This is a genomic window from Georgenia sp. SYP-B2076 (genome assembly GCF_003991205.1).
Lineage (GTDB): Bacteria > Actinomycetota > Actinomycetes > Actinomycetales > Actinomycetaceae > Georgenia.
Genome location: NZ_RXOZ01000010.1, coordinates 23,799 through 42,815 on the forward strand (window position 1 = coordinate 23,799; position 19,017 = coordinate 42,815).

The 19,017-nt window shown below is 72.8% G+C and carries 19 protein-coding genes; 6 read left to right on the plus strand and 13 right to left on the minus strand.

The window, feature by feature from the left end:
* Positions 1 to 21: 21 nt before the first annotated feature.
* Entirely contained in the window at positions 22 to 1,383 is a 1,362-nt protein-coding gene (locus EJK16_RS04640) for a VOC family protein (protein WP_127126842.1), read from the plus strand.
* 55 nt (positions 1,384 to 1,438) lie between these two features.
* Here the strand turns inward: EJK16_RS04640 and EJK16_RS04645 are convergent, their stop codons facing one another.
* Entirely contained in the window at positions 1,439 to 1,684 is a 246-nt protein-coding gene (locus EJK16_RS04645; RefSeq protein WP_127126844.1) for a FeoA family protein, read from the minus strand.
* 209 nt (positions 1,685 to 1,893) lie between these two features.
* Between EJK16_RS04645 and EJK16_RS04650 the strand changes: the two genes are divergently transcribed.
* Positions 1,894 to 2,289 carry a universal stress protein gene (locus tag EJK16_RS04650; RefSeq protein ID WP_127126846.1) on the plus strand — a complete coding sequence of 132 codons (396 nt, stop codon included), beginning with the start codon at positions 1,894 to 1,896 and terminating at the stop codon, positions 2,287 to 2,289.
* Between the two features lie 59 nt (positions 2,290 to 2,348).
* Here EJK16_RS04650 and ppdK read toward each other — a convergent pair whose 3' ends face one another.
* The 6 genes from ppdK to EJK16_RS04680 all read right to left on the minus strand — a co-directional run bounded on the left by ppdK (position 2,349) and on the right by EJK16_RS04680 (position 9,888).
* Entirely contained in the window at positions 2,349 to 5,057 is a 2,709-nt protein-coding gene (ppdK, locus tag EJK16_RS04655; protein WP_127126848.1) for a pyruvate, phosphate dikinase, read from the minus strand.
* A 178-nt stretch (positions 5,058 to 5,235) separates the two neighbouring features.
* Positions 5,236 to 6,357, minus strand: a complete 1,122-nt coding sequence (locus EJK16_RS04660; RefSeq protein ID WP_127126850.1) for a bifunctional 2-methylcitrate synthase/citrate synthase — start codon at positions 6,355 to 6,357, stop codon at positions 5,236 to 5,238.
* A gap of 38 nt (positions 6,358 to 6,395) precedes the next feature.
* Positions 6,396 to 7,304, minus strand: coding sequence for a methylisocitrate lyase (gene prpB / locus EJK16_RS04665; protein WP_127126852.1), 909 nt, complete (start codon positions 7,302 to 7,304; stop codon positions 6,396 to 6,398).
* Positions 7,304 to 8,830, minus strand: a complete 1,527-nt coding sequence (locus tag EJK16_RS04670) for an MmgE/PrpD family protein (protein ID WP_127126922.1) — start codon at positions 8,828 to 8,830, stop codon at positions 7,304 to 7,306. Before EJK16_RS04670 ends, prpB begins: the two co-directional genes overlap by 1 nt.
* Before the next feature lie 11 nt (positions 8,831 to 8,841).
* Entirely contained in the window at positions 8,842 to 9,531 is a 690-nt protein-coding gene (locus EJK16_RS04675) for a GntR family transcriptional regulator (protein WP_127126854.1), read from the minus strand.
* Between the two features lie 186 nt (positions 9,532 to 9,717).
* Positions 9,718 to 9,888, minus strand: a complete 171-nt coding sequence (locus tag EJK16_RS04680) for a CsbD family protein (protein WP_127126856.1) — start codon at positions 9,886 to 9,888, stop codon at positions 9,718 to 9,720.
* Positions 9,889 to 10,107: 219 nt separating this feature from the next.
* Here EJK16_RS04680 and EJK16_RS04685 point away from each other — a divergent pair, with 219 nt between their 5' ends.
* A complete protein-coding gene (locus tag EJK16_RS04685; RefSeq protein ID WP_127126858.1) occupies positions 10,108 to 10,851 on the plus strand; it encodes a glutamine amidotransferase in 744 nt (247 codons plus the stop codon).
* A gap of 271 nt (positions 10,852 to 11,122) precedes the next feature.
* Here the strand turns inward: EJK16_RS04685 and EJK16_RS04690 are convergent, their stop codons facing one another.
* Positions 11,123 to 13,696: an ATP-dependent Clp protease ATP-binding subunit gene (locus tag EJK16_RS04690; protein WP_127126860.1), complete on the minus strand. Its 2,574-nt coding sequence runs from the start codon at positions 13,694 to 13,696 to the stop codon at positions 11,123 to 11,125.
* A 229-nt stretch (positions 13,697 to 13,925) separates the two neighbouring features.
* Here EJK16_RS04690 and EJK16_RS04695 point away from each other — a divergent pair, with 229 nt between their 5' ends.
* Positions 13,926 to 14,363, plus strand: a complete 438-nt coding sequence (locus EJK16_RS04695) for a hypothetical protein (protein WP_127126862.1) — start codon at positions 13,926 to 13,928, stop codon at positions 14,361 to 14,363.
* Entirely contained in the window at positions 14,363 to 14,599 is a 237-nt protein-coding gene (locus EJK16_RS04700; protein WP_127126864.1) for a helix-turn-helix transcriptional regulator, read from the plus strand. The genes EJK16_RS04695 and EJK16_RS04700 overlap by 1 nt, the downstream gene beginning before the upstream one ends.
* Before the next feature lie 32 nt (positions 14,600 to 14,631).
* Here the strand turns inward: EJK16_RS04700 and EJK16_RS04705 are convergent, their stop codons facing one another.
* The 3 genes from EJK16_RS04705 to EJK16_RS04715 form a co-directional block, all read right to left on the minus strand.
* Positions 14,632 to 15,201 carry an O-acetyl-ADP-ribose deacetylase gene (locus tag EJK16_RS04705; RefSeq protein WP_127126866.1) on the minus strand — a complete coding sequence of 190 codons (570 nt, stop codon included), beginning with the start codon at positions 15,199 to 15,201 and terminating at the stop codon, positions 14,632 to 14,634.
* Positions 15,202 to 15,376: 175 nt separating this feature from the next.
* On the minus strand, positions 15,377 to 15,802 hold the full coding sequence (gene dtd, locus EJK16_RS04710) for a D-aminoacyl-tRNA deacylase (protein WP_127126868.1): 426 nt from the start codon (positions 15,800 to 15,802) through the stop codon (positions 15,377 to 15,379).
* Between the two features lie 19 nt (positions 15,803 to 15,821).
* Positions 15,822 to 16,145: a DUF2516 family protein gene (locus tag EJK16_RS04715; RefSeq protein WP_127126870.1), complete on the minus strand. Its 324-nt coding sequence runs from the start codon at positions 16,143 to 16,145 to the stop codon at positions 15,822 to 15,824.
* 90 nt (positions 16,146 to 16,235) lie between these two features.
* Here EJK16_RS04715 and EJK16_RS04720 point away from each other — a divergent pair, with 90 nt between their 5' ends.
* Entirely contained in the window at positions 16,236 to 16,667 is a 432-nt protein-coding gene (locus EJK16_RS04720; RefSeq protein ID WP_127126871.1) for a ubiquinol-cytochrome c reductase iron-sulfur subunit, read from the plus strand.
* Between the two features lie 8 nt (positions 16,668 to 16,675).
* Here the strand turns inward: EJK16_RS04720 and EJK16_RS04725 are convergent, their stop codons facing one another.
* Positions 16,676 to 17,863 carry an aromatic acid exporter family protein gene (locus EJK16_RS04725; RefSeq protein ID WP_127126873.1) on the minus strand — a complete coding sequence of 396 codons (1,188 nt, stop codon included), beginning with the start codon at positions 17,861 to 17,863 and terminating at the stop codon, positions 16,676 to 16,678.
* The gene (locus EJK16_RS04730) at positions 17,860 to 19,017 is read right to left on the minus strand and encodes a folate-binding protein YgfZ (protein WP_127126875.1); all 1,158 of its coding nucleotides are present in this window, start codon (positions 19,015 to 19,017) and stop codon (positions 17,860 to 17,862) included. Before EJK16_RS04730 ends, EJK16_RS04725 begins: the two co-directional genes overlap by 4 nt.

Genomic DNA, 19,017 nt, shown 5'->3' on the forward strand with positions numbered 1-19,017 from the left:
CACACAGAAGGAAGTCGAACGATGTCTGAAGTCCTTCCCTGGCAGCTCCGGGCCGCCTTCGCGCGCAGCCTCTCCGACATGTACGGCACGGAGGTGCCCGCCTACACCACCCTCCTCGAGGTCTCCCACGAGGTGAACGCCGACGTCGTCGCGCGCCTCGGCGCCGGGGCGGAGCGGCTCGGCAGCATCGACCGCGTCACCGCCGAGCGGCACGGCGCCATCCGCCTGGGCACCCCGACGGAGATGGCCCAGGCGGCCAGGATCTTCGGGGCCATGGGCATGCACCCGGTCGGGTTCTACGACCTGCGCGAGGCCGCCACGAGCGCGGCGGTCCCCGTCATCTCCACCGCGTTCCGGCCGATCGCCGCGGACGAGCTGGCCCGCAACCCGTTCCGCGTGTTCACCTCCATGCTCACCCCCTCCGACCGGCGGTTCTTCCATGCCGACCTCCAGCAGCGGCTGGAGACCTTCCTGGGCGCCCGGGAGATCTTCCCGCCCGAGCTCCTCGCGCTGGCCGACCGCGCCGAGGCCGACGGCGGCCTGTCCGAGGCGGACGCCGCCCGCTTCCTCGAGCTCGCCACCGCCTCCTTCGAGCTGTCCCGGGAGCCCGTGGACCGGGCCTGGTACGACGAGCTGGAGGCCGTCTCCGCCGTCGCCGCGGACATCGGCGGCGTGGCCAGCACCCACATCAACCACCTGACCCCGCGAGTCCTCGACATCGACGACCTCTACCAGCGGATGGAGGCGCGCGGCATCACGATGATCGACGACATCCAGGGCCCGCCCCGCTGGGAGGGCCCGGACGTCCTGCTGCGCCAGACCTCCTTCCGCGCCCTCGCCGAGCCGCGCGCCTTCCGCATGCCCGACGGGTCGATCGAGAGCTCGTCGCTGCGGGTGCGCTTCGGCGAGGTCGAGGCCCGGGGCATCGCCCTGACGCGGGAGGGACGGGCCATCTACGACCGCGCCGTCGCCGAGGTCGACGAGCGCTCCGCCGGTCTCACGGCGCAGGAGCGGCAGGACATCAACCGCGAGGTCTGGCGCCGCGAGTTCCCCGCATCGGAGTCCGACCTCGCGGCGAGGGACCTCGCGTACTTCACCTACGCCGTCGCCGACGGCGAGGTGGTGCGCGAGCCGATCGTCTACGAGGACTTCCTCCCGAGGTCGGCCGCCGGGATCTTCCAGTCGAACCTCACCGACGAGGGGTCCAAGGACGTCACGCAGGAGGGCGTCGCACGGGACGCCGACTGGATGGCCGGTGCGCTGGGACGCGAGCTCCACGACCCGTTCGACCTGTACGCGCGCCAACGCGAGGAGTCCCGGCGCGCGGCGGCCGCCCAGCTCGGCGTCCGGCCGGGCGAGCTGGAGGCCGTGACCGGCGCGTAACCGGTGGTCTGGCCGGCGCGGACCCGCGCCGGCCAGGCCGCCCGCCGGGAGCGCGTCAGGAGGCCTGCCTGGCGCGGGCGACGACCGGCCGCACGCCGATGCGCCGCGCGGTGGCGGCGTCGAGCACCACCCGGACGCCGCCGACCGCGACCATCACCCGGCCGAAGTCTCCCCGCCCGGTCACCCGCAGGACCGCGCCCGGCCGCACGCCGAGCGCGGCGATCGAGGGCGCGCCCGCCGCCCCGTCCGCCACCTCGACGACTCGGACGCGGGCACACTCACGACACTGCGAGAGCCTCATGGCCCGAGGCTAGACGTGACCGCTCCGAAATTTGGTGGGATCAAGGTCCCGACGTCCGTGGTCCGGCCCCCGATGGCGACGGCTGGGACCAATATCCCGGGCACGGCGGGCGAGAATGCGTAGTCTGCAGGTGACGCCCGAGAGCACGGCTCCATTGATGCAGCCGGCGGCACACGTTCGAGTTTTCCGACCGACCGTCAGGAGAAGCAGTGTCCATCATCGTGGGTTACATCCCGACACCGGAGGGCCGGGCGGCCCTGCACCGCGCGGCGGAGGAGGCCAAGCTCCGCCACACCAAGCTGGTCGTCGTCAACTCCCACCGCGGGTCCGACTTCGACGCCGAGGAGGCGCGCACGCTCGAGCGCGAGTTCGAGGACGTGGTGCGTGACCTGCGGGCCGCAGGCATCGAGCACGAGGTCCGCACCCTGGTGCGCGGCAACGAGCCCGCGGACGACCTGGTGAAGGTGGCCGCCGAGTCCGACGCCGACTTCATCGTCATCGGGCTGCGCCGGCGCAGCCCGGTGGGCAAGCTCATCCTGGGCTCCAACGCGCAGACGATCCTGCTCGAGGCGGACTGCCCCGTGCTCGCCGTCAAGGCGCGCTGAGCGCATCCGGCCGCGTCGCCCCGGGGCGTGCCCCGGGGCGACGGCGCCGCCCGCCCGGGTCAGGCGGTGGCGTCCTCCCCCGCCATCGCGGCGGCCCGGCCGGCCTCGAGCCGGGCGATGGGCACCCGGAACGGGGAGCAGGAGACGTAGTCGAGCCCGGCGTTGTGGAAGAAGTGGATGGACTCGGGGTCGCCGCCGTGCTCGCCGCACACGCCCATGTGCAGGTGCGGCTTGGTCGAGCGGCCGCCCTCGACCCCGGCCCGCACCAGCGCGCCCACCCCGTCGGCGTCGAGGGTCTCGAACGGGGAGATGGTCAGCACGCCGTTCTCGAGGTAGTCGGCGAAGAACGCGCCCTCGACGTCGTCGCGGGAGAAGCCCCACGTGGTTTGTGTCAGGTCGTTGGTGCCGAAGGAGAAGAAGTCGGCCTCCTCGGCGATGCGGTGCGCGGTCAGGGCCGCGCGGGGCAGCTCGATCATGCAGCCGATCGGCAGGTCGAGGGTGATGCCGTGCTCGCGCCCGACCTCGGCGAGGATGCCCTCGGCCTCCTCGCGGACGATCTGAAGCTCTCGGACCGAGCCGACGAGGGGGACCATGATCTCCGGGAGCGGGTTCCCGCCCGCCTCCCGGCGCGCGGCCGTGGCCTCGGCGATGGCGCGGATCTGCAGGGCGAACAGGCCGGGCACCTTCAGGCCTAGGCGCACGCCGCGCAGGCCGAGCATGGGGTTCTGCTCGTGCATGCGCTGCACCGCCGCCAGCAGGGCGACGTCGTGCTCGTCGACCTGTCCCTTCTCCTCGGCGACCGCGACTTTCACGGCCAGCTCGGTCAGGTCCGGGAGGAACTCGTGCAGCGGCGGGTCGATGAGCCGGATCGTGGTCGGCAGGCCGTCCATGGCGCCCAGGAGGTCGGTGAAGTCCTGGCGCTGCAGCGGCAGGAGGTCGGTCAGGGCGGCGTCGCGGTCCTCGGGTGTCTGGGCGAGGACGACGTGCTCGATGTACTCGCGCCGCATGCCGAGGAACTGGTGCTCGGTCCGGCACAGGCCGATGCCCTCGGCGCCGCGCTGACGCGCCCGGCGGGCGTCCTCCGCGGTGTCGGCGTTGGCGCGCACCTTCATCCGGCGTACGTCGTCCGCGTGGGTCAGGACCCGGTCGACGGCCTCGACGAGCTCCCGGGTGGCGTCGTCGTTGGACGCGGCGAGGCCCGCCTCGAGCCCGTCGGAGATGTAGGTCATGACCGGGGAGTCCATCACCGGGACCTCGCCGAGGAACACCTCGCCCGTAGTGCCGTCCAGGGCGATGACGTCGCCGGGGTGGAGCACCTTCCCCGCCACGCGCACCTCCTTCTTGGTGACGTCGACGTCGATCGCGTCGGCGCCGACCACGGCGGTGGTGCCCATGCCGCGGGCGACGACGGCCGCGTGGGAGGTCTTCCCGCCCCGGGAGGTCAGGACGCCGTCGGCGACGATCATGCCCTGGAGGTCGTCGGGGTTGGTCTCCCGGCGCACGAGGATGACCTTCGCCCCGGCCGCGGTGCGCTCGAGAGCCTGGGCGTTGTCGAGCACGATCTCGCCCACGGCCGCGCCCGGCGACGCGGCCATCGCCCTGGTGAGCAGCTCCTTCTCGGCCCCGCCGTCGAACTGCGGGAACAGCAGCTGGGAGAGCTGGGCGCCGCTGACCCGGCCCAGGGCCTCGTCCATCGTGATGAGGTTCTCGTCGACCAGCTGGGTCGCGATCCGGAAGGCCGCGCCCGCGGTGCGCTTCCCCACCCGGGTCTGCAGCATCCACAGCTTGCCGCGCTCGATCGTGAACTCGATGTCGCACAGGTCCCGGTAGTGCGTCTCCAGCCGGCGCATGGCCTGGCGCAGCTCCGCGGAGGAGGCCGGGTCCAGCTGCTCGAGGTCGGCCAGCGACAGGGTGTTGCGGATGCCGGAGACGACGTCCTCGCCCTGGGCGTTGGCCAGGTAGTCGCCGTAGACGCCGGAGTGCCCGGTGGAGGGATCCCGGGTGAACGCGACGCCGGTGCCCGAGGTCTCCCCGAGGTTCCCGAAGACCATGGTCACGACGTTGACGGCGGTGCCCAGGTCGTTGGGGATGCGCTCGCGGCGGCGGTACAGGCGGGCGCGCTCGGTGTTCCAGGAGCCGAAGACGGCCTCGATCGCCATGTCCAGCTGCTCGCGCGGGTGCTGGGGGAACTCCCGGCCCGTCTCGTCCTGCACGATCCCCTTGAAGACCGCGACCAGGTCCCTCAGGTCCTCGGCGCTCAGGTCCACGTCCGTGGCGGCGCCGACCGCCGTCTTCTTCTCGTCCAGCGCCCGGGCGAACAGGTCGCCGTCGATGTCCAGGACCGTCTTGCCGAACATCTGGATGAGGCGGCGGTAGGAGTCCCACGCGAAGCGCTCGTCGCCGGAGAACTCGGCCAGGCCCTTGACGGAGGCGTCGTTGAGGCCGACGTTCAGGACGGTCTCCATCATGCCCGGCATGGAGAACTTCGCGCCCGAGCGCACCGAGACGAGCAACGGCTCGTGGAAGTCACCGAGCCGGCGTCCGATCGCGTCCTCGATCTCGCGCACCGCCATCGTGACCTCGACCCGCAGCTCGGGCGGGACGTGCCCGTCGCGCATGTAGGCCCGGCAGGCCTCGGTGGTGATGGTGAACCCCGGTGGGACCGGCAGGCCGATCTTCGTCATCTCGGCGAGGTTCGCGCCCTTGCCGCCGAGCAGGTCCTTCTGGTCCTTGTTGCCCTCGCTGAACCGGTACACGTACTTCGCCATCACAAGCCTCCCCAGGCTGCGGCCCGCGCAGCCGATCTCCCACTTGTCGTGACCTCGATCACCCTAGTCACCCTAGGGCGTGGCCCAGGCCGCATCGGTGACCTACGACCCTGTCCGACGCCGGACCGCGGGCCCCGCGGTGGCGCCTCGCCGCGGGCCCCGCGGCGACGCCGGGCCGTCACAGGTGCCGCTCGTCCGGCCCGGAGTAGGCGCTGAGCGGCCGGATGAGCGAGTTCGACTCGAGCTGCTCCATGATGTGCGCGGTCCACCCCGTCACCCGGCTCGCGACGAACAGCGGCGTGAAGGTGGCGGTGTCGAAGCCCATGAGGTGGTACGCGGGCCCGGACGGGTAGTCCAGGTTCGGCTGGATGTTCTTCCGCTCCGTCATGGCGCCCTCGAGGGCGTCGTACAGCGCGGCCAGGTCGGGCCGGTCGTAATGCGCGACGAGCGTGTCGAGCGCCGTCTTCATGGTCGGGACCCGGGAGTCCCCGTGCTTGTAGACCCGGTGCCCGAAGCCCATGATCTTGCGCTTCTCGGCCAGCGCCTGGTCCAGCCACGCCTCGGCGCGGGACGCGTCGCCGATCTCTTCGAAGACGTGCATGACGGCCTCGTTGGCGCCGCCGTGCAGCGGCCCCTTGAGCGCGCCGATCGCGCCGACCACCGCGGAGTACAGGTCCGAGAGCGTCGAGGTGATCACCCGCGCGGTGAAGGTGGAGGCGTTGAAGGAGTGCTCCGCGTAGAGCACGAGGGAGACGCGGAAGGCGTCGACGACGGCGGGGTCCGGGACCTCACCGAAGGTCATGTGCAGGAAGTTCTCGGAGTAGTCCAGGTCGTCCCGCGGCGGGACGAGCCGCTGCCCGCGGCGGCGCCGCTGGTCGTACGCGACGACGGCGGGCACCTGCGCGAACAGGCGCACCGACTTGGCCAGGTTGGACTCCCGGGACGCGTCCGGCGTCGTCGGGTCGTTGGCGCCGATGACGCTGACCGCGGTGCGGACCACGTCCATCGGGTGCGCGGTGGTGGGCAGTGAGTCGATCACGGCCTTGACGTTCGCGGCGAGCTCGCGCTGGGCCCGCTCGTCCCGCTGGAAGCCGGCGAGCTGCTCCACCGTCGGCAGCTCGCCGTGCCAGAGCAGCCAGGCGACCTCCTCGAAGGAGCACCGCGCGGCGAGCTCCTGGACGGGGTAGCCGCGGTAGAGCAGCGAGTTGGTGTCGGGGTTGACCTTGGAGATGGCGGTGGTGTCCACCACGACACCGGCCAGCCCCTTGCGGATCTCGTTCTCGTTCTGGGTCACAGTCATGATCGCTCCCTTGCGTTCGGCCTGTCGGTGGTGCGGTGTCAGCGCGGGTCGGCCCCGGCGGCGTAGGTGTAGATGGACGTGTCGAAGTGGTTGTAGCCCTCGTAGTCGAGGAGCTCGTAGAGCCGGGCGCGGTGCTGCATCTCGCCCAGCAGCGGTTTGAGGGTGCCCTCGCGGTTGATCGTGTCGAGGCCCCGCTCGGCCGCGCCCATGGCCAGGCGCAGGAGCGAGACGGGGTAGATGACGATGTTGATGCCGACGTCGGCCAGCTGGGTGGTGGTGAACAGGTCCGACTTGCCGAACTCGGTCATGTTGGCCAGGACCGGGACGTCGACGGCGCGGCGGACGGCCTCGAACTCGCCCAGGTCCCTCATGGCCTCGGGGAAGATGGCGTCCGCGCCGGCGTCGACGAGGGCCTTGGCGCGGTCGATCGCGGCGCCCAGCCCCTCGACGGCCCGGATGTCCGTGCGGGCCATGAGGAGCAGGTTCGGGTCGCGGCGGGCGTCGGCGGCGGCGCGGATCCGCTTGAGCGCGGTGTCGGTGTCGACCACCTGCTTGCCGTCGAGGTGGCCACAGCGCTTGGGGTTGACCTGGTCCTCGATGTGCAGGCCGGCGACGCCGGCGTCCTCGAGGGACTGGACGGTGCGGGCGACGTTCATCGGCTCGCCGAAGCCGGTGTCGGCGTCGACGAGCGCGGGCAGGTCCGTGACGCGGGCGATCTGCTGGCTGCGGCCGGCCACCTCCGTCAGCGTGGTCAGGCCGATGTCGGGCAGCCCGAGGTCGGCGGAGAGGACGGCGCCGGAGATGTAGACCCCGTCGAAGCCCTTGTCCTGGATGAGCCTGGCGCTGAGCGGGTTGAACGCGCCCGGGAAGCGGAGCAGCTCACCGGTCGCGAGCCGGGCGCGCAGGGCGGCGCGCTTGTCGGCGGGCGTGGTGGTGGAGTACAGCATCAGAAGATCCCCTCGGGGGTGGTGACGGAGTCGAGCAGCCCCCGCGGAGCCGTGACGGTGAGCTCCCCGAGCTCGCCCGCTTCCAGCTCGGGCAGCCGCTGCGCGGCGTCGAGGAAGCGCTCGATCTCCGCCGGCTCGAGGACGCCGTCGGCGAGGGTGCGGAACTTGTTCACGTACTGCGCGCGGGCGAAGGGGCGGGCGCCGAGCGGGTGGGCGTCGGCGACGGCGATCTCGTCGACCACCCGGGAGCCGTCCGTGAGCGTGATCTCCACGCGGCCACCGAAGGCCTTCTCCGCGGGGTCGGTCGAGTGGTACCGGCGGGTCCACTCGGGGTCCTCCGTCGTGGTGACCTTGCGCCACAGCTGGACGGTGTCCGGGCGGGCGGCGCGCCCCGGGGCGTAGGAGTCGACGTGGTGCCAGGCGCCGTCCTGCAGGGCGACGGCGAAGATGTACGGGATCGAGTGGTCGAGGGTCTCCCGCGAGGCGGTCGGGTCGTACTTCTGCGGGTCGTTCGCGCCGGAGCCGATCACGTAGTGCGTGTGGTGGGAGGTGTGGATGACGATCGATGCGACGTTCTCGGGGTCGGCCAGCTCGGGGTGCGCGCGGTGGAGCCTGCGGGCCAGGTCGATGAGGGCCTGCGACTGGTACTCCGCCGAGTGCTCCTTGGTGTAGGTGTCAAGGATCGCGAGCTTGGCCTCGCCGGTGGCGGGGAGCGCGACGTCGTAGGCGGCGTCGGGGCCGTCGAGGAGCCAGGCGATGACGCCGTCTTCGCCCTCGTAGATCGGCGTCGGGGAGGTCTGCCCGCGCATGGCGCGGTCCACCGCCTCGATGGCGACCTTGCCGGCGAATGCCGGGGCGTACGCCTTCCACGTGGAGATCTCGCCCTTGCGGGACTGCCGGGTGGCGGTGGTGGTGTGCAGGGCCTGCCCGATCGCCTGGAAGATCACCTCCGTGGGGAGCCGGAGGAGGGTGCCGAGGCCGGCGGCGACCGAGGGGCCGAGGTGGGCGACGTGGTCGATCTTGTGCGCGTGCAGGCTGATCGCCCGGACGAGGTCGACCTGGATCTCGTAGCCGGTGGCGACGGCGCGCACGACGTCGGCGCCGTTCAGGCCGCGCCGCGCGGCGAGGTGCTGGGCGACGGCGAGGATCGGCGGGATGTTGTCGCCCGGGTGGGAGTACTCGGCGGCGAGGAAGGTGTCGTGGTAGTCGAGCTCGCGCACCGCGACCCCGTTGGCCCAGGCGGCCCACTCGGGGCTGACCCGCTGCGTGCGGAGGGCGCCGAAGACGGTGGCGCCGGGCGCGTACGGGTGGGCGAGGGCCTGGGCGCGGGCGGCGGCGGCGGGGGCCCGGGTCAGGGAGGCGGTGGCGACGGCGGCGTTGTCGATGACCCGGTTGATCACCATCTCGGTGACCTCGTCGGCGACGGCGACCTCGTCGGCCGCGACCTCGGCGATCTTCCAGGCGAGCTGGTCCTCGCGCGGGAGGTTGTCGGCGCTGGGGTGCACGCGCACGTGGTGGGTGATCATGTCATGGGTGATCATGACGCGGCTCCTTGGTTTGCGCCCGCGAGCCGGTGCTCGCCGGGGCGGACGTGCGCGAGGCTGGCGAGGATGTTCACCAGGCTGGCGCGCAGGTGTACTGCGGTCACCTGCATGGACAGGATCTCGTCGCCGTCGGCGATGGCCTCGGCGATGAGCTGGTGCTCGTGCGCCGCGCGCACGAGCCGGTCGGGGTTGTCGTGCGCGAGCCGCCGCGCCCGGGCGACGTGGCCGCGCAGCGCCGTGAGCGACCGGAGCAGGTACGGGCTGCCCATCGCGTCGTCGATGGCCGCGTCGAGCTCGGCGACGAGGCCGTAGTACGCCGCCCGGTCGGGGTCGGCGTCGGTGAGCAGCGCGGGGGCGGCGGCGAACCCCTGGGAGAGGCTTTCGAAGACGCCGGGGCGCCTGCGGCGGGCGGCGAGGCGCGCCGCCTGGCTCTCGAGCGCCTCGCGGAGCTCGAACAGGTGACGGACGTCGTCGGCCGAGAGGTCCGTCACGACGAGGGTGCGGCCCTTGCCGACCACGGCGAGCCCATCGGACGCGAGCCGGCCGAGCGCCTCGCGCAGCGGCGTGCGGGAGACGCCGAGCCGTTCCGCCTGCTCGACCTCGCTCAGCACGTCCCCGGGCAGGAGGCGCCAGGCCAGGATGTCCTCCCTGAGCGAGGTGTAGACCCTCTCACTGGCGCGCACACGGAGACTCTACGCAGAAGGCTCGCTGTTTGTATACATATTGGGGTGGATTGAGCGTTGTCGGTGCGGAATCGGCGATCCTGTGCATACAACGAGCGGTGCCCTCACCACCGAGCGTGGCACCACCACCACGACGAGGACCCCGCAGGATTGCTCCCGCGGGGTCCGGTTGGCGTGGCGAGACGCCTACTTGAAGGCGTCCTTGACGTTCTCGCCGGCCTGCTTGAGGCTGCCCTTGGCCTGGTCGCCCTGTCCCTCGGCCTCCAGGCGCTCGTTGTCGGTCGCCTTGCCGGCCGCCTCCTTCGCCTTGCCCTTGGCCTTATCGGCGGCGTTGCTCATCTTGTCTCCCAGACCCATGACGGGCTCCTTCCGTTCGACGATGACCCCAGAGGGGGTGGCACACACCACGCTAGATCGGTCGGGCCGAGGCCGCATCCCCGGTGGCCAGCTCTCGGTGGGTGCGCCCGCCGGGCGTCGAGGCCCGCGCCGTCTCAGCATCCGGCCGGCGGCCGCGCCGGGGCGCTCCGGCGTGGACAACGGCGGCGCCCCCCGCCGGTGCTGGTGTTGACTTCGGGCATGCCCATCAAGCCCTTCGCGCTGCTCGCCTCGCGCAGCGACGATGTGGCGGCGGCCGAGGAGTACGCCAGCCTGCGTCGCTTCACGGGTCTCGGCCCGGATGAGCTGGTCCGGTTCCGGCTGGAGTCCGGCAGGGTCGCCCCGCTCGACCTGGACGACTACTCCGGGGTGTTCCTCGGCGGCAGCCCCTTCACGGCGTCCACCCCCGCCGCGCGCAAGGACGCGGTGCAGCGCCGGGTGGAGGCCCAGCTGGCCGGGGTGCTCACCGAGGTCCGGGACCGGGACTTCCCCTTCCTCGGGCTCTGCTACGGCGTCGGCATGATGGGCGGGCTCGCGGGCGGGGTCATCGACGGCACCTTCGCCGAGCAGACCGCGGCCGTGCGCGTCGAGCTGACCGACGACGGCGCCCGCGACCCGCTGCTCGCCGGGATGCCCGCGGCGTTCGACGCCTACGTCGGCCACAAGGAGGCGTGCACGGTGCTCCCGCCGGGCGCGGTGCTGCTGGCCTCCTCGGCGGCATGCCCCGTCCAGATGTTCCGCCTCGGCGAGCACCAGTACGTCACCCAGTTCCACCCAGAGATGGACCGGGACGCCATGGTCACCCGCATCAACGTCTACCGGCACTCGGGCTACTTCCCGGCCGAGGCCGTGGAGGCGGTCATCGTGCGGATCTCCCGTGCCGACGTCGGCGGCTCGCACCGCCTGCTGCGCACCTTCGCCGAGCGCTACGCCCGGGAGGAATGAGCGCGCCGGGCCGACGCCCGGACTCCCGGACCGCCGGCGCACGGCCCCCGGACTGGTCGTACTCCGCCGGAGCAGGTCGCGCTCCGCAATCGACGACTTCGTCCGCGTGAGTACGACCAGTCGGCCTGGGCCGCGGTGGGCGTGCGAGGTCGGCAGGCTCCCCGGGCATGCCGAGGGCCCGGCAGCCTTGTCGGCTGCCGGGCCCCGCGTGGTCCTGCCAGGCGCCGCCCGGCGGCGGGCGGATCAGCCCACCCCCGGACGGGCGCCCAGGCTACTCGGGCTGGAGCTGCCCGCCGCCGCCCGCGCCGCCGCCGTCGGGCGCCGTCGGCATGTCCCGCTGCTCCACCGTGGCGCCGTGGCCCACGGTCACCGGCTCGGGCTTGAGGATCTCGTCGGTGGAGACACCGGTGAAGGTGAACTCCCCGAGGAGGCCCTCGCCCTGCGCGTCCACGAGGATCTTCTGCCCGGCCTTGAGATCGCCGAACAGGATCTTCTCGGACAGGACGTCCTCGATCTCGCGCTGGATGGCGCGGCGCAGCGGCCGGGCGCCCAGGACGGGGTCGTACCCGCGCTCGGCGAGCAGCGACTTCGCGGCCGGGGTGAGCTCGATCGTCATCGCCTGGTCACGCATCCGCGCGTCCAGCTTGGCGATCATCAGGTCGACGATCTGGACGATCTGCTCCTCGGACAGCTGCGGGAAGACGATGACGTCGTCCACGCGGTTGAGGAACTCGGGCCGGAAGTGCTGCTTGAGCTCCTCGTTGACCTTCGTCTTCATGCGGTCGTAGCTGGTGGACAGCTCGCCCGACGCCTGGAACCCGGTGAGCAGGCCCTTGGCGATGTCCCGCGTGCCGAGGTTCGTGGTCATGATGATGACGGTGTTCTTGAAGTCGACCACGCGGCCCTGGGAGTCGGTCAGGCGGCCGTCCTCGAGGATCTGCAGGAGCGAGTTGAAGATGTCCGCGTGGGCCTTCTCCACCTCGTCGAAGAGGACGACGGAGAACGGGCGCCGGCGGACCTTCTCGGTGAGCTGGCCACCCTCCTCGTACCCGACGTACCCGGGGGGCGAGCCGAACAGGCGTGAGACGGTGTGCTTCTCGGAGTACTCCGACATGTCGAGCTGGATGAGGGCGTCCTCGTCACCGAAGAGGAACTCCGCGAGCGCCTTGGCCAGCTCGGTCTTGCCGACGCCCGTGGGGCCGGCGAAGATGAACGAACCGCCGGGCCGCTTCGGGTCCTTCAGGCCGGCGCGGGTGCGCCGGATGGCCTGCGACAGCGCCTTGATGGCCGCGTCCTGGCCGATGATGCGCTTGTGGAGCTCGTCCTCCATGTGCAGGAGCTTGGAGGACTCCTCCTGCGTCAGCTTGAACACCGGGATGCCGGTGCTCATGGCCAGCACCTCGGCGATGAGCTCCTCGTCCACCTCGGCGACGGCGTCCAGGTCGCCGTTCTTCCACGACTTCTCCCGTGCGGCACGACGCTCGCCCAGGGTCTTCTCGCTGTCGCGCAGGCGCGCGGCCTTCTCGAAGTCCTGGTCGTCGATCGCGGACTCCTTCTCGCGGCGCACCTCGGCGATCTGGTCGTCGAGCTCGCGCAGCTCCGGCGGGGCGGTCATGCGGCGGATGCGCAGGCGCGCGCCCGCCTCGTCGATGAGGTCGATCGCCTTGTCGGGCAGGAACCGGTCGGAGACGTAGCGGTCCGCCAGGGTGGCGGCGGCCACGAGGGCCTCGTCCGTGATGGAGACGCGGTGGTGCGCCTCGTAGCGGTCGCGCAGCCCCTTGAGGATCTCGATGGTGTGCGCGAGCGTCGGCTCGGCCACCTGGATGGGCTGGAAGCGGCGCTCGAGGGCGGCGTCCTTCTCGATGTGCTTGCGGTACTCGTCCAGGGTGGTGGCACCGATGGTCTGGAGCTCGCCGCGGGCGAGCATCGGCTTGAGGATGCTCGCGGCGTCGATCGCACCCTCGGCGGCGCCGGCCCCCACGAGGGTGTGGATCTCGTCGATGAACAGGATGATGTCCCCGCGGGTGCGGATCTCCTTGAGGACCTTCTTCAGCCGCTCCTCGAAGTCGCCGCGGTAGCGGGAGCCGGCCACGAGGGAGCCGAGGTCGAGCGTGTAGAGCTGCTTGTCCTTCAGGGTCTCGGGCACGTCGCCGCGCACGATGTCCTGGGCCAGGCCCTCGACGACGGCGGTCTTGCCGACGCCGGGCTCGCCGATGAGCACGGGGTTGTTCTTGGTGCGCCGGGAGAGCACCTGCATGACCCGCTCGATCTCCTTGGTGCGACCGATGACGGGGTCGAGCTTGCCCTCGCGGGCGGCCTGGGTGAGGTTGCGCCCGAACTGGTCGAGCACGGCCGAGCCCGCGGGCTGGCCCTCGGTGGGGCCGCCGGCGGCGACGGGCTCCTTGCCCTGGTAGCCCGACAGCAGCTGGATGACCTGCTGGCGCACGCGGTTGAGGTCGGCGCCGAGCTTGGTGAGGACCTGGGCCGCCACGCCCTCGCCCTCGCGGATGAGGCCGAGGAGGATGTGCTCCGTGCCGATGTAGTTGTGGCCGAGCTGCAGCGCCTCGCGCAGCGAGAGCTCGAGGACCTTCTTGGCGCGCGGCGTGAAGGGGATGTGGCCGGAGGGCGACTGCTGCCCCTCACCGATGATCTCGGTGACCTGGGCGCGCACGGCCTCGAGGGAGATGTCGAGCGCCTCGAGCGCCTTGGCGGCGACCCCCTCACCCTCGTGGATCAGGCCGAGGAGGATGTGCTCGGTGCCGATGTAGTTGTGGTTGAGCATCCGCGCCTCTTCCTGGGCGAGGACGACCACACGACGGGCACGGTCGGTAAATCGTTCAAACATGTGCACTCCTCATGGGGCGGTTGTCTCGGCCGGAGCCCGGCGGCGACCGGTCTGGGCAACTTCATCGATGCTAACGGCGCGGGTGCGCCAACCCTGCCCGTGTTCGCCAGGGGCGTGATGCCCGGGAAGGGGCGTGTCAAGTTCCCGGTCAAGCGACCTTGACATGTCCTGGTCAAGCGCGCTTGACTGCGTGACGTCAAGCACGCTTCACACAACCGGAGGCACCCACATGAGCGCCAGCACCGCCGGCACGAAGAAGAAGGCCCCGTTCTCCGCATACGTCCTGGCGGCGGGGTTCGGCCTCGTCCTGGCCACCGGCCTGGGGGCACTGGCGGGGACCTTCCGCCCGGAGCAGTTCTGGCTCGTCGGCGGGGTGTTCGCCCTCTGCACGTTCGCCCCGATGGCGGCGCTCGGCTGGCTGCTCTTCGTCTCCCGGCACACGGTGGAGCGAGAGCCGCACGCCGAGCAGAGCGTCGAGCGCAGCTGGCTCGAGCGGGCCCAGAGCGGCGCCTTCCTCGACGTCCTCATCGCGACCGGCGTCGGGCTGACCACCCTCGCGATCACGGACCTGGACGTCTCCGGCACAACCGTCCTCACCGCCGTCGTGCTCCTGTCCATGGTGGACGCGGCCGTGCGCTACCAGGTCCTCTCGCGCCGGGAGTCCTGATGGACAACGACATCGCCGGCCGCCGGGCCCACCACGGTTGGTCGCAGGCCACCCTGGCCGAGCGCCTGGGCGTCTCCCGCCAGACGGTCATCTCCATCGAGCGCGGGCGTTTCGACCCGTCGCTGCCCCTGGCGTTCCGGATCGCCGCGGTCTTCGGCTGCCGCATCGAGGACGTCTTCACCCCCGAGCCGGCCGGGGAGGACGCCGGCGCCACGCACCAGCGCGCACGGGGCTGACACCGCGGAACCCCGTGGGCGCGTCGACGCCGTCAGGACAGCGCCGCCTCGAACGCCTGGAGCACCGCCTCGTCGAACAGCACGAAGCGGACCAGCTCGACCGTCGTCTCGCCGACGTCGGTGACGCTCAGCCCGCAGACCTGCTGCCCGCACCGGGCGTCCTGCCGGGCGCCGAAGCCTAGCACCGCGTCGACGGCGACCCGGGCGACGTCCGGGGCCGCCCAGCCGTACGCGCCGGCGCTGACCGCCGGGAAGGCCACCGTGCGCGCGCCGAGGTCGGCCGCCACCTGCAGCGAGCCGGTGAAGCAGGCGGCGAGCAGGGCCGGGTCGGTCTCGCCGCGGTGGGCGTTCGGCCCGACGGTGTGGACGACCCACCGCGCGGGCAGCCGGTAGCCGCCGGTCGGCACGGCGCTGCCCACCGGGAGGCCGCCCGGGAGCTGGGTGCGGCGCAGCTGCCGGCACTCCTCGAGCAGCCCGGGGCCGGCGGCGCGGTGGATCGCCCCGTCCACCCCTCCCCCGCCGAGGAGGGACGAGTTCGCGGCGTTGACGATCGCGTCGACGTGCTCGCGGGTGAGGTCCCCCAGGACCGCCTCGATCTTCACGCCCCAATCCTCCCCCAGCCGACAACCCCGGTGGTGAGAGGTCAAGTCCTCACCACCTCCCGCCGCGAGAGGTCAAGTCCTAACGTGCGAGAACTTGACCTCTCACCACCCACACACCACGTGTCACCACCCGCACACCACGTGCGAGAACTTGACCTCTCACCCTCAAATGCGGTTAGACCTCGACGAGCACCGTCACCGGCCCGTCACCCACGAGCTCGACGGCCATGTCCGCCCCGAAGCGGCCCGTCGCCACCTCGACGCCCTTCGCCCGCAGCGCCGCGGCGAGGTCGTCCACCAGCGGCTCGGCCACCGCCCCGGGCGCCGCCTTGTTCCAGGTGGGCCGCCGGCCCTTGCGCACGTCCGCGTACAGGGTGAACTGGGAGACGACGAGCACCGGCGCCCCGGCCTCGAGGACCGAGAGCTCCTCGCGCAGGATCCGCAGCTCGGCGATCTTCCGCGCGAGACGCTCGACCTCCGCGGCGCCGTCGTCGTGCGTCACGCCCACCAGCGCGACGAGCCCGGGACGCGAGATCTCGCCGACGACGTCGCCGGCCACGCTCACCGAGGCCCGGGTGACCCGCTGCAGCACCGCCCTCATGCGGCGGGTCCGGCCGGGGTCACCAGCCGCTGCCCGAGCGCGGGGGACGCCGTCCGCCGCGCCCGCCGCCGTACCCGGAGACCGCCGGGCGCACGTCGGCCAGGTACACGCCGGCGGGCACCACCGCGACGAACTGCAGGAAGCCGATCCCGCCGATCCCGATGAACCCGACGGCGGCGGCCACGCCCGTGAGGATGAGCCAGAAGTTCTTCGTGCGCTTGCCGGCGGCGAGGAAGGCCGCGGCGGGCCTGCGGGCCGCGTCGATGAGTGCCCACGCCTCGACCCCGAACAGCACGAGGGAGAGGCCGAGCATCAGGTACTGCTGCAGGGTCACGAGGAGCACCCCCTGAGCGTAACCAGCCGAGGCCGCCACCTCACCATTCCCGGCCGTGGGTCGCTACCGGCGGGCGCCGCCCTGAGGCAGCATGGGGTGATGGACATCCCTCCGGGGCTCCCCTCGCGCCGGGCGGTGCTCACCGCCGCCGGCACCGGCCTAGTCGTGACGCCCCTGCTGGCCGCGTGCGGCGGGGGCCCGGCCCCGGCGACCACCCCGGCGACGGCGGGCGGCACCGGCGGCGCCCTCGTGGCCGCCGCGGACGTCCCGGTGGGCTCCGGCGTCGTGGTGACCACCCCAGCCGGGGACCCCGTGGTGGTGGCCCAGCCCCAGTCGGGCACGATCGTGTCGTTCTCCGCGGTGTGCACCCACCAGGGCTGCCTCGTGGCGATCGACGGTGCCGAGGCGGCGTGCCCCTGCCACGGGTCCCGCTTCGAGGCGGCCACCGGGCAGGTGGCCCAGGGCCCCGCCACGGAGCCACTGCCGCCCGTGCCCGTCACGGTCAAAGACGGCGAGGTCGTGCTGGCCTGACGGGCCCGTCACTCCTCGGCGAGCTCCGTGCGCGCCTGCCCCTGGGACATCCCGGACATCTGCAGCGCGTCGACGGCGAGGGAGCGCAGCAGGGACACCAGGGTCTGCTTGCGCCACCCGTCCTCGGCGTAGCGCTCGGGGGCCAGCTCGTTCGCGACCGCGGAGAGCGTCGCGCGGGCGTGGTCGGGCGGGTCGCCGCGGCCCATCGCCGCGGCGAGGGAGGTCAGGCCCACGGCGAGCTGGGCGACGGCGTCGGCGATGTCCGGGGACGCGCCGTCCTCCTCGATGGCCACGATGGCGCGCCGGCTCACCACGCGCGCGTTGCGCATGGCGCGGTCCGCCAGGGTGCAGGCGCGGGAGAGCTCCGCGATGGTGGACCGCTCGGCCCGGAGCGCGGGGTTGACCCGCACGAGCTGGCTCGCGGCGCGCGTCGCCTCGAGCCAGGACTCGAGGACGGGCTGGGAGCCACGGCCGTGGGCGAGGGCGTCGGCGGCGAGCTGGGGGTCGCCGTCGCGCAGGCCGCGGGCGAGGGTGCCGAGGAGGGCGGAGAGCTCGCCGAGGGCCTCGCGGGCCAGCAGCCGCGGGCGGCGCACGATGTCGCCGGGCAGGACGGCGGTGAACACCAGTGCGAGCGCGGCGCCGACGAGGGCGTCCGACCACCGCCCGAGCGCGCCGCCGCTGAGCATCGTGGCGGGCATGGCCACGATGACGATGCTCTGGACCCCCGCCTGGGTGGTGAACAGCTGCCCGCGGTCGAGGAACCGGGCCACGAGGGCGGAGACGAGCAGCACGGCGAAGATCTGCACGGGGCCGGCCCCGAAGAGCTTCGCGAAGATCTCCCCCATCCCCACGCCGAGCGCGACGCCGGCGCCCATCTCCGCGACGCGGCGGACCTGACGGTCGGGGTTGAACCCGAGGCACACCCAGGCGGCGATGGGCGCGAACATGGGCAGGTTGTGCCCGAGCACCTGGCCGGAGATGAGGTAGGCGATCCCCGCCGCGAGCGCCGCGGTGAGGATCGGCACGAAGGAGTGGCGCACCCGCCGGGAGCCCTGGCGCCCCTGGACCGTGACCGCCACCCTGAGGCGGCGCAGGTCCATCGAGTTCCCGACGCCGGCAGCGATCAGGCGGGCGGCCCCGGGGGTCCGCGCGCCGCCCGATTCGGCGGGGCGGCCCTCCCGTGACCGCAGACTCATGGCCGCAGGTCGCGCCGGCGCAGCCCGGCGCCGGGACGCTCGGCCGGGCGCACGTCGGTGGTGCCCTCCAGGCCCACGATGATCTCCTGGGCGGCGGCGACCCCGCCGACGTCGAGCTGCGCGTCGCCCGGCACGGACCGCTTGACCAGCGCCAGCCCGACGGGGCCGAGCTCCTCGTGGCGGACGACGGAGGTCAGGCGCCCCACGACCTTCTCCCCCAGGCGCACCTCGGCGCCGGCGTCGGGCAGCAGGTGTTCCGAGCCGTCCAGGTGCAGCATGACCAGGCGTCGCGGGGGGCGGCCGAGGTTGACCACCCGCGCGACGGTCTCCTGGCCGCGGTAGCAGCCCTTGTTCAGGTGCACGCCGGTACGCAGCCAGTCCAGCTCGTGCGGGATGGTGCGCTCGTCGACCTCGCGGCCGAGCCGGGGCCGCCAGGCCTCCACGCGCAGCGCCTCCCACGCCCAGGTGCCGGCGAGCCGGCCCGGCCGGCCCCCGGCCTGGTCGGGCGCGCAGAACGCGTCGACCACCGAACCGAGGGCGTCGCGGCGCACGACGCTCAGGGCGCGGTGGATGTCGATGCCCGGGTGGTCGGCGTCGCGCGGGCCGTAGTGGGTCGAGCCCGGGGCGGTGCGGGGCCAGGGGTCCTGCCACGTGAGCAGGTGGGCCTCGTGCCCGGCCAGGCGGGCCCACCCGCCGGCCGCGGTCCCGAGGACGGCGACGTCGTCCGGGCGCGCCACCTCGACCCGGAGCATGAACCGCATCTTCTCGAGGTACTCCGCCAGGGGCGCGGCGTCGGCGTGCTCGGTCAGGAGCCAGGTGCGTGTCCCGTCGTCCTGCACGGCCGGGGCGTGCTCGACGTGGCCGTTGACGTCGAGCAGCAGCAGCTCGGTGCTCGCCCCGGCCTCCAGGCCCAGGAGCAGCTGGGAGCTCAGGGTGTTGAGCCAGGTGATGCGGTCCGGGCCGGTCACGGTGACGACGCCGAGGTGGGACAGGTCCACCACGCCCTCGCCGCGGGCCAGCGCACGCTGCTCGTGGGTCGGGTCGCCGTAGTGGAGGGCGACGCCGGCGTCCGGGCCGGAGCCCTCCACGGCGCCCGGCCGCGCCATCAGCGGGCTGCGGTAGCGGAGCTCCTCGGGGGTCAGGGCGGTGCTCAT

What these genes read in the sequence shown, in the direction of transcription:
- EJK16_RS04680 (WP_127126856.1), bottom strand. Translation starts at nt 9,888, where the DNA reads ATGGGTCTGGGAGACAAGATGAGCAACGCCGCCGATAAGGCCAAGGGC.
- EJK16_RS04730 (WP_127126875.1), bottom strand. Translation starts at nt 19,017, where the DNA reads ATGAGCACCGCCCTGACCCCCGAGGAGCTCCGCTACCGCAGCCCGCTG.
- EJK16_RS04695 (WP_127126862.1), top strand. Translation starts at nt 13,926, where the DNA reads ATGAGCGCCAGCACCGCCGGCACGAAGAAGAAGGCCCCGTTCTCCGCA.
- EJK16_RS04660 (WP_127126850.1), bottom strand. Translation starts at nt 6,357, where the DNA reads ATGACTGTGACCCAGAACGAGAACGAGATCCGCAAGGGGCTGGCCGGT.
- EJK16_RS04670 (WP_127126922.1), bottom strand. Translation starts at nt 8,830, where the DNA reads ATGATCACCCACCACGTGCGCGTGCACCCCAGCGCCGACAACCTCCCG.
- dtd (WP_127126868.1), bottom strand. Translation starts at nt 15,802, where the DNA reads ATGAGGGCGGTGCTGCAGCGGGTCACCCGGGCCTCGGTGAGCGTGGCC.
- EJK16_RS04640 (WP_127126842.1), top strand. Translation starts at nt 22, where the DNA reads ATGTCTGAAGTCCTTCCCTGGCAGCTCCGGGCCGCCTTCGCGCGCAGC.
- EJK16_RS04690 (WP_127126860.1), bottom strand. Translation starts at nt 13,696, where the DNA reads ATGTTTGAACGATTTACCGACCGTGCCCGTCGTGTGGTCGTCCTCGCC.
- ppdK (WP_127126848.1), bottom strand. Translation starts at nt 5,057, where the DNA reads ATGGCGAAGTACGTGTACCGGTTCAGCGAGGGCAACAAGGACCAGAAG.
- EJK16_RS04725 (WP_127126873.1), bottom strand. Translation starts at nt 17,863, where the DNA reads ATGAGTCTGCGGTCACGGGAGGGCCGCCCCGCCGAATCGGGCGGCGCG.
- EJK16_RS04720 (WP_127126871.1), top strand. Translation starts at nt 16,236, where the DNA reads ATGGACATCCCTCCGGGGCTCCCCTCGCGCCGGGCGGTGCTCACCGCC.
- prpB (WP_127126852.1), bottom strand. Translation starts at nt 7,304, where the DNA reads ATGCTGTACTCCACCACCACGCCCGCCGACAAGCGCGCCGCCCTGCGC.
- EJK16_RS04700 (WP_127126864.1), top strand. Translation starts at nt 14,363, where the DNA reads ATGGACAACGACATCGCCGGCCGCCGGGCCCACCACGGTTGGTCGCAG.
- EJK16_RS04645 (WP_127126844.1), bottom strand. Translation starts at nt 1,684, where the DNA reads ATGAGGCTCTCGCAGTGTCGTGAGTGTGCCCGCGTCCGAGTCGTCGAG.
- EJK16_RS04685 (WP_127126858.1), top strand. Translation starts at nt 10,108, where the DNA reads ATGCCCATCAAGCCCTTCGCGCTGCTCGCCTCGCGCAGCGACGATGTG.